At 59.0% G+C, this 15918-nt stretch carries 15 protein-coding genes; 10 read left to right on the top strand and 5 right to left on the bottom strand.

What is annotated here, in order from left to right:
* The first annotated feature begins 10 nt into the window (after positions 1-10).
* From THS5294_RS11220 to THS5294_RS11235, 4 genes are all read left to right on the top strand, one after another.
* Complete coding sequence (locus tag THS5294_RS11220; protein ID WP_058123838.1) at positions 11-1333, top strand: ABC1 kinase family protein; 1323 nt, start codon at positions 11-13, stop codon at positions 1331-1333.
* Between the two features lie 144 nt (positions 1334-1477).
* The gene (locus THS5294_RS11225) at positions 1478-1912 is read left to right on the top strand and encodes a DUF2852 domain-containing protein (RefSeq protein ID WP_058123839.1); all 435 of its coding nucleotides are present in this window, start codon (positions 1478-1480) and stop codon (positions 1910-1912) included.
* A 72-nt stretch (positions 1913-1984) separates the two neighbouring features.
* Positions 1985-2449 (top strand): RDD family protein, encoded by a 465-nt coding sequence (locus THS5294_RS11230; protein WP_233486471.1) that lies wholly within the window; start codon positions 1985-1987, stop codon positions 2447-2449.
* Between the two features lie 93 nt (positions 2450-2542).
* Positions 2543-3367, top strand: a complete 825-nt coding sequence (locus tag THS5294_RS11235) for an arginyltransferase (RefSeq protein ID WP_038003376.1) — start codon at positions 2543-2545, stop codon at positions 3365-3367.
* 62 nt (positions 3368-3429) lie between these two features.
* Here THS5294_RS11235 and THS5294_RS11240 read toward each other — a convergent pair whose 3' ends face one another.
* The 3 genes from THS5294_RS11240 to THS5294_RS11250 all read right to left on the bottom strand — a co-directional run bounded on the left by THS5294_RS11240 (position 3430) and on the right by THS5294_RS11250 (position 7989).
* On the bottom strand, positions 3430-5787 hold the full coding sequence (locus THS5294_RS11240) for a TRAP transporter large permease (protein ID WP_058123841.1): 2358 nt from the start codon (positions 5785-5787) through the stop codon (positions 3430-3432).
* Between the two features lie 11 nt (positions 5788-5798).
* Entirely contained in the window at positions 5799-6695 is an 897-nt protein-coding gene (locus THS5294_RS11245; protein WP_058123842.1) for a TRAP transporter small permease subunit, read from the bottom strand.
* Between the two features lie 211 nt (positions 6696-6906).
* Positions 6907-7989: a TRAP transporter substrate-binding protein gene (locus THS5294_RS11250; protein WP_038003382.1), complete on the bottom strand. Its 1083-nt coding sequence runs from the start codon at positions 7987-7989 to the stop codon at positions 6907-6909.
* Positions 7990-8180: 191 nt separating this feature from the next.
* Here THS5294_RS11250 and THS5294_RS11255 point away from each other — a divergent pair, with 191 nt between their 5' ends.
* Together THS5294_RS11255 and THS5294_RS11260 are read left to right on the top strand one after the other, a co-directional pair.
* Positions 8181-9647, top strand: a complete 1467-nt coding sequence (locus THS5294_RS11255; RefSeq protein ID WP_038003384.1) for a cache domain-containing protein — start codon at positions 8181-8183, stop codon at positions 9645-9647.
* Positions 9644-10282: a response regulator transcription factor gene (locus THS5294_RS11260; RefSeq protein ID WP_038003386.1), complete on the top strand. Its 639-nt coding sequence runs from the start codon at positions 9644-9646 to the stop codon at positions 10280-10282. The genes THS5294_RS11255 and THS5294_RS11260 overlap by 4 nt, the downstream gene beginning before the upstream one ends.
* Positions 10283-10284: 2 nt before the next feature.
* On the opposite strand, the gene THS5294_RS11265 is transcribed toward THS5294_RS11260, so the two are convergent.
* Positions 10285-10710: an Lrp/AsnC family transcriptional regulator gene (locus THS5294_RS11265; protein WP_038003388.1), complete on the bottom strand. Its 426-nt coding sequence runs from the start codon at positions 10708-10710 to the stop codon at positions 10285-10287.
* Positions 10711-10832: 122 nt separating this feature from the next.
* Here THS5294_RS11265 and rocF point away from each other — a divergent pair, with 122 nt between their 5' ends.
* Positions 10833-11759, top strand: a complete 927-nt coding sequence (rocF, locus tag THS5294_RS11270; RefSeq protein ID WP_072936619.1) for an arginase — start codon at positions 10833-10835, stop codon at positions 11757-11759.
* Between the two features lie 13 nt (positions 11760-11772).
* Complete coding sequence (ocd, locus tag THS5294_RS11275) at positions 11773-12825, top strand: ornithine cyclodeaminase (RefSeq protein WP_058123843.1); 1053 nt, start codon at positions 11773-11775, stop codon at positions 12823-12825.
* Between the two features lie 13 nt (positions 12826-12838).
* On the opposite strand, the gene THS5294_RS11280 is transcribed toward ocd, so the two are convergent.
* A complete protein-coding gene (locus tag THS5294_RS11280; RefSeq protein WP_058123844.1) occupies positions 12839-13999 on the bottom strand; it encodes a M20 aminoacylase family protein in 1161 nt (386 codons plus the stop codon).
* Positions 14000-14062: 63 nt separating this feature from the next.
* Between THS5294_RS11280 and mazG the strand changes: the two genes are divergently transcribed.
* Both mazG and THS5294_RS11290 read left to right on the top strand, forming a co-directional pair.
* Entirely contained in the window at positions 14063-14881 is an 819-nt protein-coding gene (gene mazG / locus THS5294_RS11285; protein WP_058123845.1) for a nucleoside triphosphate pyrophosphohydrolase, read from the top strand.
* 64 nt (positions 14882-14945) lie between these two features.
* On the top strand, positions 14946-15881 hold the full coding sequence (locus tag THS5294_RS11290) for a nucleoside hydrolase (RefSeq protein WP_058123846.1): 936 nt from the start codon (positions 14946-14948) through the stop codon (positions 15879-15881).
* Positions 15882-15918 lie beyond the last annotated feature (37 nt).

Here is a 15918-nt window from a genome sequence, read left to right on the forward strand (position 1 = left end):
AGGACAAATCATGGCCCGACCACCCTCTGATAGCCGCCCATTGCCCGTGCCCTCCAGCCGCATTTCACGGCTCACGCGGCTTAGCACGATGACCGCAGGTGTGGCCGGCAACATGGCGTTGCGGGGGGCAGCCGAGTTGGGTCGTGGCAAACGCCCCCAGTTTCGCGATCTGCTGATGACACCGGCCAATATGTCCCGCGTGGCGGATCAATTGGCCAAGATGCGCGGAGCGGCTATGAAAGTCGGGCAGTTGGTGTCCATGGATACGGGCGATGTTCTGCCCCCAGAACTGGCCGACATTTTCGCCCGACTTCGGGATGACGCGCACTTTATGCCTCCAGCACAGCTGAAAAAGGTGCTTGCCGCCCATTGGCCCAAGGGTTGGCTGGGCCAGTTCCAAAGCTTTGACGTCCGCCCCATCGCAGCCGCCTCTATCGGGCAAGTGCACAGGGCGCAAACCCGCGATGGCCGCGACATGGCGATCAAGGTCCAATACCCCGGCGTTGCCCAAAGTATCGACAGCGATGTCGCCAATGTCGGCGCGCTCGTGCGGATGTCTGGCCTGCTGCCCAAGGGGTTCGAGCTGGCCCCTTATCTAGAGGAAGCCCGCAAGCAACTGCACGATGAAACCGACTACGCGTTAGAGGGTGAATACTTGCGCGAATTCGGTGACCTCTTGGCCGGTGATAATCGCTACATCGTGCCGACCCTACACGAGGATTGGACAACCCCCGGCATCCTTGCGATGAGCTTCATTAAGGAGGATCCGATTGAAGCCGCCGCCCAAGCGCCCGAGCCAATGCGCAACGCGATTGCCCATGCCCTGATTGAGTTGTTGCTGCGCGAACTGTTCGAATTCGGCGTGATGCAAACCGATCCGAACTTTGCGAATTATCGCTACGATCCCGCCACTGGCCAGATCATATTGCTCGACTTTGGGGCGACGCGCCGGTTGGGCCCAGAGATCGTTGCGCAATACCGCAGGCTGATGCGCGCAGGCCTTGATGCCGACCACACAGCCATGGACGCGATCTGCCTTGAGATCGGGTTTTATCAGCGCGAAACCGCACCTGCGCACCGTGAACAAATCCTCCGGATGATGGATATCGTGTTTGCACCGTTACGCAGCGATACGCCTTTTGATATGGCCGATCCGGTGATGCCGCGGCGAATGCAGGAGGAAGGGCGCGCGCTGGCCGCTGCCGGATTTATCCCCCCGCCCTTACCGATTGATGCACTGTTCTTGCAGCGAAAATTTGGCGGTATCTTTTTGCTCTGTGCCAAGCTGCAAGCCAAGGTCGCCGTACGCGAATTGCTAGAGCGGTTCGTCTAGCCTCTGCACTCAGCTGACGATCAATGTAAAAAAGATTCACTTTTTTCGGCAGGCACTCTTGTTAAGGTGATTAACATTCCCCATCTCCTATGATGTGAAACGCATTTACATCTACATTTACACCGCACCAAGGAGACTGCCCCGATGACCACATTTGCCTCACCCTCCGATACAGCCAACCGCCCCCTTGGCTGGCTCGCGCGCGCCGAAAGCTGGCTTGATGCCCGTGGCAAAGGCGCTTGGATCGCCGCTATGGTCCTTGGATTTATCTTTTTCTGGCCCCTCGGCCTCGCCCTTCTTGCCTATATGATTTGGAGCAAACGCATGTTTTCTGGAAAATCCTGCCGCCGCACGGCCAACGCCCGCACCGCTTTCTCGACCTCTGGCAACTCTGCCTTTGACGCCTACAAAGCCGACATGTTGCGCCGCCTAGAAGATGAGCAAGCCGCGTTTGAAGAATTCCTTCAGCGGTTGCGCGAAGCCAAAGACAAGTCCGAGTTCGACGACTTTATGGCTGATCGTGCGAAGGCCGCCCAAAAGGCCACCGCTGACAAGGCGGCGGAACCAGCCGACGCATAAACACCCAAGGCACAGGGCCGCTGACAAACGCGGCCCGTGCCTGCATACTCTTCCAACCCATAGTTTCAGCAGATGATCCGCACCATGCATTACGATACGCACACCTCCGGCCTTCCCGATCCTGAATTCCAGCCCGGCTTTTATGACGGGGTCACGTTAAAACGGGTGTTAGCTTGGGTGCTCGACACGGCCGTGATCGGGACACTGACGGTCCTCATTGGGTTTGCGACGCTCTTTGTGGGGTTCTTCTTTTTCCCGGTCGTGTTTTTGGCTCTGTCGGTTGTCTACCGGATCACCACGATTGCCGCCAAATCCGCAACGCCGGGCATGCGCATCGTGGGCATCGAATTTCGCAACCGTGAGGGCCATCAACTCACCCCCGGTGAAGCAGCCCTGCATACAATCTTCTACCTGATCAGCTTAACCTTTTTCCTGCCTCAGGTAATCTCTTGGGGAATGATGTTAATGACGCAGCGCCGTCAGGGTCTGCACGATGTGTTGCTAGGCACCGCAGCCATCAATCGCCCCCGGCTCTAAAGAACAAGATCCGATAAAAACTCTGTGACCAAAAACCATTGGTCACACCGTTTGCGCAATGGTACGTTTATCAAAATTAACAGTCGGACCTCCATGCGCCACACCCTTCCCATTGCCCCGCAGTTCTATGTGACTGCGCCGCAACCGTGCCCGTATCTTGCGGACCGGAAGGAAAGGAAGTTGTTCACCGCACTTCAGGGGGACAACGCGAAACAGCTTAACGACACGCTCTCTCAGCAGGGGTTTCGTCGTTCGCAGAACGTCCTCTACCGCCCCTCTTGCGCGGATTGCGCGGCCTGTATGTCCGCCCGTATTCGGGTCTCTGACTTCGAATTGTCCAAGAGTCAGCGCCGTACCATCCGCCGCAACAAGACCCTTGAACGCGAGGCGATCTCCCCTTGGGCCACAGAAGAGCAATACGCGCTCTTTCGGTCGTATCTCGATAGCCGTCATGCCGACGGCGGCATGGCCGATATGGACATCTTTGAGTTCGCGGCAATGGTCGAAGAGACACCGATCCGATCCCGTGTGGTCGAGTATTGGCAGAAATCCGCCCACGAGCGGGAGTTGCGCGCCGTGTGCCTGACGGACGTCCTCGAGGACGGTTTGTCGATGGTCTACTCGTTCTATGACCCCACGATGGAGAAAGCCTCCCTCGGGACATATGTCATTTTGGATCACGTACGCATCGCGCTGGATGCCGATCTGCCTTACGTCTACTTAGGCTATTGGGTGCCGGGTTCATCCAAGATGGGTTACAAAGCCAACTTCTCGGGTCTTGAGATTTACAAGAATGGTGAGTGGCAGGACATCGGCAACCCAGAGGACCACACCGCCGAGATGCATCCTTTGTCCGTCGATCCAATTGCGGAACAGGTGGCCAAGATCACCCTGCCCAATAGCCAGCCTGCCCGCTAAGCGCATCGGCCAAAACAGACCGCAGATGTAAAAAAGGCGCCCCGTGGGGCGCCCTTTTCTTATCAGTTGTTCGGTAATAAATCCGGAACGATCGACACGACACCGGGGAACATCCACAACAGCCCCAGTCCTGCGATTTGGATCAAGACGAACGGCAGCACCCCGCGATAGATGTGGCCCGTCGTGACCTCCTTCGGGGCGACCCCGCGAAGATAGAACAGTGCAAAGCCAAAGGGCGGTGTCAGGAACGAAGTCTGGAGGTTCACGGCAATCATGATCGTCACCCACTTTGGGTCCATCGTCCCGCCGTAGATGACCGGGCCGACGATTGGGATCACGATGTAAATGATCTCAAGGAAATCGAGCACAAAGCCAAGGATGAACAGCACCAGCATCACGATCAAGAACACCTTGATCTCTGAGTCGAAGCTGCGCAGGAACTCTTGGATGTAATGCTCACCCCCGAAGGAAATCACCACAAGGTTCAGCAATTGCGAACCGATCAGGATGGTGAAGACCATGGATGTAACCTTGGCCGTTTCACGCACCACGGGTGGCAGAACGCCGGTCTTGAACAGAACCCAACAGGCATACAGAAGCCCACCAAAGGCGATGTGGTACGAGGCCTGCGCGATCAGCATCGCGATCCGGTCCGCAATCGTGGTGGTGCCCACGCCCACACGCAGATCGAAGTTCACACCAAAGATGATCAGGATGATGATCGAGAAGCTCGCAATCAGGATCCATTTGCCGGATTTCTGATCCTCGCGCAGCTTGCGGTAGGCGGCCAGCATGATAGCGCCCCCTGCCCCCAAAGCAGCCGCGGGAGTTGGGTTGGTGATCCCGCCAAGGATCGACCCCAGAACCGCTACGATCAGCACCAGAGGTGGGAACACTACGCGCAGCAGCTCATTTTGTGCCAAGCGCCCAAACGCTGTGCGCAAACCGTAAGCCACCAAGGCCAAGGGAATGGCCATCAACACGAACGTCGTGCCAGAGGACGTCAGCGGCCCCAGCAGCGCGATGTCGATTGCAAAGGCCAACACGACACCCAAGCCTCCGACAATCAGCGGCGCGGGTGACGCCATCGGGTTCACCCCCCGCGCCGTCGTCAGGACTAATGCCAAGAGAACGAACAATGTCGCGATGCCCGACCCAATCGCAGGCGCATTGGCCACGACCTCTTGGCGCAGAACGTCCCGCTCTTCGGTCGTCAGTTCGCGTGAGGCAACAACACCGCCCGAGGCTTCAATCTCAGCCTGCTCCGCCACCGCAGTGTCCCACGCTTCTTGGCCGTGTAGGTCGATCATCGCGGCCGAGCATTGTTCGGACACGTTGGTCCGCAAGGATGCCGTTTGGCCAGAAGCTGAAAACGCGCTGACCTGAACGGATTGTGAGCCGACGAACCCTGCCTGCACCGCGATGACGACAGCCACGATTATGCCAACCGGCGCAAACAAGAACCACGTCAAGGCGTCTGATCGCGTGATCAACGAGGGTTTATCATCGGCGAAAATCACCGGCGGGGCCTTGGACGGGTTCAGCAAAGCAAAGCCAAACGCATAGGCTGCGTACAGGAACGCCAGCATAATGCCAGGCAAAAGTGCGGCTTGGAACAAGGTCCCCACGGATACAACCGCAGGCTTGCCAAGGTACGTCAGCGCGTCACCGCAGCCCACGAACTGCGCGCGTTGCTCTTGTGCGGTGGAATAAAGATCACCGGCCAGTGTCCCGAGCAAAACGATCACAATCGAGGGTGGAATGATCTGCCCCAAAGTGCCCGAGGCCGCGATCACACCCGTGGACAATTCAGGCGAATACCCGTTGCGCAGCATTGTCGGCAAAGCCAACAGACCCATCGTCACAACAGTCGCGCCCACGATCCCGGTTGAAGCCGCAAGGAACGCCCCCACGATCACGATGGACACGGCAAGCCCGCCGGGCAATGGCCCGAACAAACGCGCCATCGTCGTCAGCAGATCATTGGCAATCTTTGAGCGTTCAAGCGTGATGCCCATCATCACAAACATCGCAACCGCCAAAAGCGTCTCGATAGAGGCGCCCGCGATCACCCGCTCATTCATACGGTTCACGATGAAGCTGAGGTTGCGGTCAACCGCCAGTTCCCACCCACCGGGGAACAGTGCCTCTTCGACGCGCGGCAATTCCGGGTACCGGAAAACCGAAATCGCATCACGCGCGATCCCATCGGCCACCAGCGCACCATATTCAGCGGAGCCAGAGTCGATCGCTTGGTGGATCAAAATGCCCGCACTATCGAGTGCTGCGATGATGCCAAACGAAATAATCCCCGCCCCACCGATGGCAAAAGCCACCGGAAAGCCCGACATAATGCCCCCGAAAAGGCACATAAACACGATCAACAGACCGACTTCGATCCCGTCCAACCCCAAAATCATCTGTCTGCCCCTTAGTGGATTTCTGCCGCGCGTTCCGCTTCCGCGTCGCCCAGCTTGTCTTTGTCCAGATATTTGCCTGCGGAAGCCTCACCTTCGACGAATTCGAGGTAGCTGCGCCAGAAAAACGCGCAGGCTTGCAGGAACACACAGCCGCAGAACGCGACGATCAACACCTTGAATAGGAAGTAGGCGTCAAATCCATTGGGCGAAAAGCCGATGGTCTCAACGTTCCATTTCAAAATGCGCGCTTTGCGCTCCAACAAATCGAGATTGTCGGAGGCCGAAATTTTCGGTGTCACGAGGTGGCGCCACATAAAGAACCACGCGTACATCCACGTCAGAACCATAACCGGCATCATGAACAAAATGCTGCCCAGCATATCGATCACCCGCTTGGTGCGGTGCGACACCGCCGCGTACACAAGGTCCACACGGACATGGCCGCCCTGCACGAAGGTATAGGACACGCACAGGCAAACAATCATTGCGTTATAGAGCTTTAGCTCTTCTGAGTACCAACTCAGGTCGCGCGTAAACACGGTGCCAAATGGCCCAAGCGTGATCTCAGACACACGGAAAATTCGCTGCAAGAACACGATCATGATCTGTTGCAGCACCATCAGCAGACCCGCCCAAGCCGCAAACCGGCCTAACGCGTTTGCAAAGCCCTCAAGCCCGCGCACAAGCCCCCACAGGAACGTCCGCTTCCAAAAGCCGATCCCTGTCAGAACAAGGAACGTCGTGAACACGACAAAGAAAAACTCGACCGAGCCGCCGTAGTAAATGAACCGCACCTTGGCGACTGGATCGGACCAATCAAGCCACGTGCCGGGGTTTAGGATCGCATAGCCGGTGTTGTAGAAGGCCGCTCCAATGTTGGTAATGACCCAAAGCGCTGCGTCGAGCATCTCGTTTCCCTCGCGATAATACCCGGTAGGTTTATGCACCTTTTGACCGGTATTCCCCTCCCACGCATTTCGATGCGGGGTGTATCGTTGGTTGGGCGGGACAAGACCCGCCACAAACTGCGTCACAAGCTGTTACGCTCATGCCCACTTATCATATGTGATGACAAAAGGTGTGGGCGGGACCACGACGGCCCCACCCACGTTTTGGCGATTAGCCGAGCACGCGGTCACGCTGTGCGCGGTATGTGCCTTCGGCAGCTTCGATCCAACGCGACGAGGCACGCATGGAGGTCATTGCGCTGTCGTAGACCGACTTGTAGATTTCGTCGCCCATGTTCTCGTCGTGGACTTCTTGCGAGGCGCGACCGAATGCATCCCAGACGCTGTCGGGGAAGCTGCGGATCTGGACGCCAGCAGACTGAAGACGCTGCAGCGCGGTCCCGTTGTTGGCCAAGAACTGTGCGAGGTTCCACTGGTGGGTTTCGGCACAGGCGACTTCAATGACCTTCTGGTGCGCGGGGCTCAGGCCCTCAAACACTTCGCGGTTGGTCGCCACGGACAGACCTGCGCCTGGCTCATGGAAGCCAGCGGTGTAGTAGGTCTTGGTGATCTCTTGGAAGCCAGCTTTCTCATCGGCCCATGGACCAATCCACTCGGTGCCGTCAATCGCGCCGGACGCGAGCGCTTGGTACACTTCGGAGCCGGGCAGGTTTTGCACCGATGCACCGAGCTTGCCGAGGGCTTTGCCCCCGAGGCCGGGCATACGGAACTTGAGGCCGTTGAAGTCCTCGGGACCGTTGATTTCCTGACGGTACCAACCGCCGGCCTGTGCGCCGGTGTTGCCTGCGAGGAACGACTTGAGGTTAAAGATCTGACCCAGCTCGTCGTGCTTCTCCATGCCGCCGGCATGGTAGTACCAGTTTGCCAGTTCTTGCGCGGTCATGCCGAAGGGCACAGCTGTGAAGAACGCGTAGGCAGGGTGCTGACCCACAAAGTAGTAGTCTGCGCCGTGGTACATGTCGGCTTGACCGGAGCTGACCGCGTCAAATACTTCAAACGCACCAACCAGTTCGCCAGCGGCTTTCAGGTCGATGGTGAGCATGCCATCGGTCATGGCAGTGATGTTGTCGGCGACGCGCTGTGCGGCATCATGCACGCCCGCAAGGCCACGGCCCCACGTTGTCACCATCGTCAGGGTGCGTTTGCCCTGAGCGTAGGCCGGTGCGGCCAGCGTTGCGGCGGCAGCTGCCGTCCCGCCAAGCGCGGAATTTTTCAAAAACGAACGACGATCCATGGTTTTCCTCCCCTATGGACAAATGAGCAGAGGCTCCCCCCTCGGAAGCCACTGACACGAGTTAGTCGCGCGAAGGTAGGGTCCCGGCCCCCACAAGGAAATACCCAAGAACCCTGATTTTTGAAAAAATCTTGCCCTACGCGTCAGAAATTCTTAGGCGTAATGCCTAATCCATTGGCAATTGGCCCTAAATGTCCCCTGCGCATCGTTCTTCTCGCCTATCCCGTCTGCGCCGTGTGACCTACGGTCAGCAGCTATTTGGGCTGGCCACAATCCCCTTGGTGCTGGCCGCGGCCGCGATCGCGCTATTGGTAAACGTCCAATCCAGCCGGATGGCGGAACGAGAGTTGGCCGCCCTTGAACGCACCTTGATCGAGACGAAAAAAGAAGAGCTGAAAAACTACCTCAGCCTCGCGCGGACCGCCTTTGTCACGATCTATGGCAATGCGGCGCCTGATGATGCGTTGGCAAAGCTGCGGGTGACACAAATCCTCTCGGCGATGGTCTACGGGCAAGATGGGTTCTTTTTTGTCTATGCCTACGACGGAACAAACCTTGTTTCCCCCCGGCAAACACGGCTGATCGGGCGCAATTGGACGGGGATGACGGATGCCAACGGGGTGCCTGTGACCGACACGCTTATCGATGTGGCGCGCTCAGGCGGCGGGTATCATACCTATGAGTGGGAAAAACCCTCCACCGGGGAAACCGCGACCATGATCACCTATGTGATCGGCTTGCAGGATTGGCAGTGGGCGATTGGAACCGGCGTTTTCATTGACGACGTATTGACCAGCGTGGCGGCCGCCCGCGCCGAAACGCAAAGCCGTGTGCGGCGGACATTCGTGCAGATCGGATTGATCACCGGGGCGGCCCTTACGATCGTCTTCCTCTCGGGGCTGTTTATCACCGTGCGCGAACGGCGTTTGGCAGACGCCAAGCTGAAGGCACTGACCCAACGGGTCCTCGACACCCAAGAGGAAGAACGCGGCCGTGTCGCGCGTGAATTGCACGACTCTATCTCTCAAATCCTAGTGGGGGTGCGGTATAAGTTAGAACTCGCAAAGCGGCTGACTTCAAAGGGCGGCGCTGGGGCGACCAAGGCCGTAGATGAAGGCATCGAAGGCCTGCAAGGCGCCATCGGAGAGGTCCGCCGTATCAGTCGTGATCTGCGCCCCGGCGTGCTGGATGACCTTGGGCTCGGCCCTGCCCTAAAAGCGCTGGCCGAGGATTTTTCTGCCCGGACCAAAGTGCCCGTGAACTTTCAAACCGTGGTCTTTCGCAACCGCCTCGATGCGGAGGCCAAAAATGCCCTCTACCGCATTGCGCAAGAGGCTCTGACCAACATCGAACGCCACGCCGAAGCCACCGAGGTGTCAGTCAGCGTGGCCGGGCACCGCAACGGAGCCACACTGCGCATTGCCGATAACGGCAAGGGGCTGACCGCAGGCCGCGACCAAACGGTTGCGCGCACCGGGCGCAGTGGCCTTGGGTTGCGAAACATGCAAGAACGCGTCGAACAATTGGACGGCACCTTGCGCGTTACAACTACGGATGCGGGCACCGTGATTGAGGCGGACGTGCCCCTAAGCCACCTGCTTGCGCCGCAAGCGGGACGCGATGGCACCAGCAAACGAGCAAAGGGGCTGAGCCTATGAATGCGATTAAGGTTCTTGTGGTAGACGACCACCCAATGGTAGCCGACGGTATCCGCGCAATCCTCGAAACCTACGATGATATCGTTGTGGTCGGCACTCTCGCGAACGGCCAAGAAGTCATCGATCAGGCCGCGACACTGGCCCCGGATGTTATCCTGCTGGATCTTAACATGCCGTTGGTCAACGGTCTCTCGGCCACGGAAATCTTGCTTGAAAACCACCCCGATACCCGCATCCTTATTCTGTCGATGCACGACACGCCTGAATACATCAACACCGCGCTCAGCCACGGCGCGATGGGCTATGTCCTAAAGGATGTTCCGACAGAGGAAATTCGTCGCGCCATTGATACCGTCATGGCCGGAGAGCGGTATCTGTGCCCCGGCGCCGAAGGCTCACTTACGCCGGTGGATGGCGCGTCTGAGGCGCTCACGTCCCGGGAACAGACAATTTTGCTGCAACTGGCCCAGGGCAAGTCCAACAAGGATGTCGCGGTGGAATTGGATATTTCGGTCCGCACCGTGGAAACCCACCGCAAGAACATCAAGCGCAAGTTGGGGATTTCTTCGACCGCGGGGCTAACGCGCTATGCGTTGGAACATGGGGTACTACAGGGTACCGGCGCGCTATTGTAGTATTAGGCCTCTGCCAATAGCAGACATGTTTCCGAGTTTACGACGCCCTCAATCTCGCGCACCTCACGCAGGACACGGTCGAACCGGCGCAGGTCCTGCGCCTCAATCCGCGCGACCAAGTCCCAGCCACCGTTGGTTGAATTCAGCGTCACAATCTCGGGCATCTTGCGCAGCTGTCGGATAACCGCCCGGCTCATCGCGCCTTGAAGTGCAATAAACATGATCGCCGCGATCGCGTCATCTTCGCTTGCGAGGGTGACCTCAACCGTGAAACGCTTGATTACGCCACGGTCCTTCAACCGCTCAATCCGGGCTTGGACCGTGGCACGCGACAGGTTCAACTGCCGCGCAAGTTGCGTCGTTGCGACCCGTCCGTCGCGCTTCAATGCCGCGATCAACGCGCGGTCGGTATCATCTAGATCAAACATTCTGTCGCATTAACCAAACAATATGCCAACAATGTGGCACGATTTGTACAGCTTTGGCACTGTGTCCTGACAATTTGGGCGGCGATATTGGGGCTAACGCACCCCAGCACAGGAACAGACACGTGCCCAGTTACCAATTGATCGGCAGTCCCATTGAGATCGGCGCAGGCCGGGGCGGTTGCCTTATGGGGCCCGATGCCTACCGCACAGCGGGGCTTGGGCCGTCGCTTGCGTCCCTCGGCCATGACGTCCAAGACGTCGGCACCCTTTGGGTCGATGTCGGCCCGGACATTCCGCACCCAAATCCGGCTGTGCATCACCTTGCAGAGGTCGTGGCCTGGACACACCAAATCGCAGAGTTCAGCTTTCATGCCTGCCGCACCGAGCATACCCCCATTTTCATGGGTGGTGATCACGCGATGGCGGCCGGATCAATTGGCGGGCACGCCAACGCAGCGCATCACGATGGCCGTCCCCTGTTCGTGTTATGGCTGGACGCGCATCCCGACCTGCACACACTCGACACGACCGAAAGCGGCAATCTGCACGGCACGCCAATGGGATACCTGACGGGCGGCACGGGTTTTGAGGGCATTTATCCGCCCCTCGCAGCCCCTATTCCCGGCCCGAACATTTGCATGATGGGCCTGCGCAGCGTTGATCCGGCGGAGCGGGCCGCGATCCAGCGCCTTGGCATAGACGCCCATGATATGCGCGCCATTGATGAAACCGGCGTACGCGCACCGCTTGAGGCATTCTTGGCCCGCGTGCGCGCCGCCAATGGCCGCCTGCATGTCAGTCTTGATGTGGATTTTCTGGACCCAAGCATCGCGCCCGCCGTCGGCACGACCGTTCCCGGTGGCGCCACCTTCCGTGAGGCGCATCTGATCATGGAGGTCCTACACGAAAGCGGGCTTGTGAACGCGATTGATCTGGTGGAGCTGAACCCCTTTCTCGATGACCGAGGCCGGACCGCGAAATTGATGGTGGATTTGTGCGGCTCCCTCGCGGGGCGGACAATTTTGGATAGGGTCACACGCAGTGCATGAAGGAACAGACAACATGAAAGACACCCTGCAACCCTCTGAGCTTGCGTATGTTCCCTTTGTGAGTGTCGCGAATATGATGCGCCTTATCCATACGATTGGCCCCGGGCAAATGATGGCCGACATGGCATCCGTGATTGAGGCGGATTTCAAACGCTGGCCCGAATTTGACAAGACACCCCGTATCGCGGCCCACTCCGAGGAGGGCGTGATTGAGCTGATGCCCACCTCGGACGGCGCGCAATATGGCTTCAAATACGTGAACGGCCACCCGGCAAATATGGCCCGTGGGTTCCAAACCGTTACGGCCTTTGGGGTGCTGAGCCGGGTGGACACAGGCTACCCGGTTATGCTGACAGAAATGACGTTGCTGACGGCGCTGCGCACGGCTGCGACCTCGGCTCTCGTGACACGGCTGTTGGCGCCCAAAGGGGCACACACCATGGCGTTGATCGGTAATGGTGCACAGTGTGAGTTTCAGGCCGTCGCCATACGAGAGTTGTGCAAAATCAACACCCTGCGCCTGTATGATATCGACGACAAAGCCACCAACAAAGCCGCTAAGAACCTGCGCGCGCAAGGCTTTGACGTCACCACCCACACAAGCCCTGAGGACGCCGTAACTGGCGCCCAGATCATCACGACCTGCACCGCCGACAAACAATTTGCGACCATTTTGACAGACAACATGATCGGCAGCGGCATGCATATCAACGCCATTGGCGGTGATTGCCCAGGCAAAACGGAACTGCACCCAGATATCCTTCACCGCTCTGATATCTTTGTGGAATATCCGCCCCAGACCCGCGTTGAGGGTGAGATACAGCAGCTAGACCCCGAGCATCCTGTGACAGAGCTTTGGCACGTGTTTGCAGGCCAAAAGCCGGGACGCACCCGCGAGGATCAGATCACCCTGTTCGACAGTGTCGGCTTTGCGACCGAGGATTTCAGCGCCCTGCGGTATGTCCACGCCCAGCTTGAGACCCATCCGTTTTTTGACCCGCTCGACATGCTTGCGGACCCCGATGACACGCGGGACCTGTGGGGTATGTTGATGCGTGCGGGCTAAGGCCGCGCCAGCGTCATAGCGGCTGCGCGGTTTCTACCAGACGGGTCAGAAAGCTGGCCCCGACAGGTGCAATCGCATCGTTAAAATCATAGCCGGGGTGATGCAGCCCCGCGCTATCGCCATTGCCGATGAAGAGGTACGCGCCGGGGCGCGCCTCAAGCATATAGGCGAAATCTTCGGCCACCATTTCGGGACGCCGATCCGGGGCTACATTGCTTTGCCCCACGATTTCGGCGGCAACATCCGCCGCAAACTGGGCCTGCGCAGGGTGGTTCACTGTGGGGGGATAGCCCCGATCATAATTAACCACGGCTTGCACGCCAAAGCTTGCCGCCTGCCCCGCCACAATCTCGGTCAATCGGGCCTCAGCCATGTCGCGCACCTCAGGCGCGAATGTGCGCACTGTGCCTTCCAGCCACGCGTGGGCGGGAATGATGTTATCCGCAGTGCCTGCGTGAACTTGCGTCACCGACAGAACCAGATCATCACCAGAGCGCAGATTGCGGCTGGTGATGGTGTGCAGCGCGCTGCCAATCGCCAATGCCGCTGTGATCGGATCACATGTGTTGTGAGGGGCGGCCCCATGTCCGCCCTTGCCCGTGATCTCGATCCGGAAGGTGTCAGCGGCCGCCATGATCGGACCCGGCGTTGTCCAGAACGCACCGGGGGCGACGCCCGGCCCATTGTGCAGGGCATAGACCTCGTGAATGTGGAAGCGATCCATAACGCCCTCTTCGACCATGACACGGCCACCGCCGCCGCCCTCCTCGGCGGGTTGAAAAATCAGCGCAACCCGACCCGAGAAACGCCGCGTTTCGCTTAGGTACTTGGCCGCGCCCAAGAGCATTGTCGTGTGCCCGTCATGACCACAGGCATGCATCGCACCGGGGGTGAGGCTGGCCCAGTCGGCGCCCGTTTCCTCCTGCATCGGAAGGGCGTCCATGTCCGCGCGCAGCCCAATCGTCGGCCCCTCTGCTTGGCCGTTGATGATCGCGACCAACCCGGTTTGGGCAATTCCCTCGTTCACCTCATCCACCCCAAATTCGCGCAACTTTTGGGCCACGAACGCGGCCGTCTTGTGGCAGGCAAAATCAATCTCAGGGTTCTGGTGCAACCAACGCCGCCATTCAGTCATTTGCGGCGCAAGGTCAGCGATGGAATTGAGCACGGGCATGGGTTGTCCTCACTGGGATTCTGGGATTTTATCGCGACTGTAAAGCACACACGGGGACCCGCAATGGACAGTGACACACTTTGCAAGACCCCCGGCGGCGGATTGCCCCGTTTGCTCGAGATTATGCGCCGCCTGCGCGACCCGAACACCGGCTGCCCGTGGGACATCGAGCAGACCTTTGAAACCATCGCGCCCTACACCATCGAAGAGGCCTACGAGGTCGCCGACGCGATTGAGCGTGGCGATATGGCCGAGCTAAAGGGCGAGTTGGGCGATCTGTTGTTACAGGTCGTCTATCACGGGGAGATCGGCGCAGAGGCCGGGCATTTCGATTTTGACGCCGTGGCCGAGGGCGTAGCGCAAAAAATGGTCGACCGGCACCCGCATATTTTTGGCGACGAAAGCCGCGATAAATCCGCCGAACAACAAGTCGCCGATTGGGAGGCGCAAAAGGCCCGCGAACGCGCGGCCAAGGCGCGTGGTGGGGTGCTCGATGACGTAGCCCTTGGGCTTCCTGCCCTGTTGCGCGCCGTCAAGTTGCAAAAGCGCGCCGCACGTGTCGGCTTTGATTGGCCAGAAACCACGCAAGTGCTGGCCAAGATGCAAGAAGAGGCCGCCGAATTGGTCGAGGCGCAAGACCACCTTACGGCGGACGAAGTGACCGAAGAAATGGGCGATCTGCTGTTTGTTATGGCAAACCTTGCCCGCCACATGGGAGTTGACCCGGAGGCCGCGTTGCGGGCTGCCAACGCCAAGTTTGTGCGCCGGTTTGGCGCAATTGAGGCGTCTCTTGCCGCAGAGGGCCGACGCCCCGAAGACAGCGATCTGGCCGAGATGGACGCCCTTTGGGATGCCGCCAAGCGCGCGGAAAAGACTTCCTAGGGCGGCAAAACACCTTGCACTTGCACGACACCGCAGCGAGACCAACACCATGGGAGGCGCAACAATGACCCGCAAAATCATCATAGACACCGATCCCGGACAAGATGACGCCGTCGCGATCCTGTTGGCACTTGGCTCGCCGGAGCTGGAGGTTCTTGGCCTGACGGCAGTTGCGGGCAATGTACCCCTGCCCTTGACCCAGAAAAATGCGCGCATCGTGTGTGAACTGGCGGGACGCCCCGATTTGCCCGTTTTTGCAGGCTGCGACCGGCCCCTGCGCCACCCGCTTGTGACGGCGGAACATGTGCACGGCAAGACCGGGCTCGACGGGCCACAAATGGCCGATCCCGTGATGCCCTTGCAGGAACAACACGGCGTCGATTTCATTATCGATACCCTCCGGGCTGAGCCATCGGGCACTGTGACGCTGTGCCCATTGGGGCCGCTGACCAACATCGCGACCGCCTTTGCCCGCGCCCCAGATATCATCGAACGGGTGCAAGAAATTGTCCTAATGGGTGGGGCCTATTTTCAGGTGGGCAACATTACGCCCGCCGCTGAATTTAACATCTATGTCGACCCTGAGGCCGCGATGGCTGTGTTCGCATCCGGTGTGCCGCTGGTCGTCGCACCCTTGGATGTAACACACAAGGCGCTCACGACTGCGCCGCGTGTGGAGGCATTCCGCGCGCTTGGCACAGAGGTCGGGCGCATGGTCGCCGCGTGGACCGACTTCTTTGAACGGTTCGACAAAGAGAAATACGGCAGTGCGGGTGCCCCATTGCATGACCCATGCGTGATTGCCTATCTGCTGAAACCAGAACTGTTCACAGGGCGCTTCATCAACGTTGAGATTGAGGTGAACAGCCCCCTCACCCGCGGCATGACCGTGGCCGACTGGTGGCGCGTAACGGACCGCGCGCCCAACGCCTTGTTCCTAGGCGATCTTGACGCCGAAGGGTTCTTTGCCCTCTTGGTTGAGCGTTTGGCACGGCTTTGACCGCTATTACGGGCGGAACCATCCACAAATTAACCCC

This window comes from Thalassobacter stenotrophicus, assembly GCF_001458315.1.
In the GTDB taxonomy this organism is placed as follows: domain Bacteria; phylum Pseudomonadota; class Alphaproteobacteria; order Rhodobacterales; family Rhodobacteraceae; genus Thalassobacter; species Thalassobacter stenotrophicus.

Excerpts from the sequence above, each read along its gene's own strand:
- THS5294_RS11220 (WP_058123838.1), top strand. The coding sequence starts at position 11 with ATGGCCCGACCACCCTCTGATAGCCGCCCATTGCCCGTGCCCTCCAGC.
- THS5294_RS11225 (WP_058123839.1), top strand. The coding sequence starts at position 1,478 with ATGACCACATTTGCCTCACCCTCCGATACAGCCAACCGCCCCCTTGGC.
- THS5294_RS11230 (WP_233486471.1), top strand. The coding sequence starts at position 1,985 with ATGATCCGCACCATGCATTACGATACGCACACCTCCGGCCTTCCCGAT.
- THS5294_RS11235 (WP_038003376.1), top strand. The coding sequence starts at position 2,543 with ATGCGCCACACCCTTCCCATTGCCCCGCAGTTCTATGTGACTGCGCCG.
- THS5294_RS11240 (WP_058123841.1), bottom strand. The coding sequence starts at position 5,787 with ATGATTTTGGGGTTGGACGGGATCGAAGTCGGTCTGTTGATCGTGTTT.
- THS5294_RS11245 (WP_058123842.1), bottom strand. The coding sequence starts at position 6,695 with ATGCTCGACGCAGCGCTTTGGGTCATTACCAACATTGGAGCGGCCTTC.
- THS5294_RS11250 (WP_038003382.1), bottom strand. The coding sequence starts at position 7,989 with ATGGATCGTCGTTCGTTTTTGAAAAATTCCGCGCTTGGCGGGACGGCA.
- THS5294_RS11255 (WP_038003384.1), top strand. The coding sequence starts at position 8,181 with ATGTCCCCTGCGCATCGTTCTTCTCGCCTATCCCGTCTGCGCCGTGTG.
- THS5294_RS11260 (WP_038003386.1), top strand. The coding sequence starts at position 9,644 with ATGAATGCGATTAAGGTTCTTGTGGTAGACGACCACCCAATGGTAGCC.
- THS5294_RS11265 (WP_038003388.1), bottom strand. The coding sequence starts at position 10,710 with ATGTTTGATCTAGATGATACCGACCGCGCGTTGATCGCGGCATTGAAG.
- ocd (WP_058123843.1), top strand. The coding sequence starts at position 11,773 with ATGAAAGACACCCTGCAACCCTCTGAGCTTGCGTATGTTCCCTTTGTG.
- THS5294_RS11280 (WP_058123844.1), bottom strand. The coding sequence starts at position 13,999 with ATGCCCGTGCTCAATTCCATCGCTGACCTTGCGCCGCAAATGACTGAA.
- mazG (WP_058123845.1), top strand. The coding sequence starts at position 14,063 with ATGGACAGTGACACACTTTGCAAGACCCCCGGCGGCGGATTGCCCCGT.
- THS5294_RS11290 (WP_058123846.1), top strand. The coding sequence starts at position 14,946 with ATGACCCGCAAAATCATCATAGACACCGATCCCGGACAAGATGACGCC.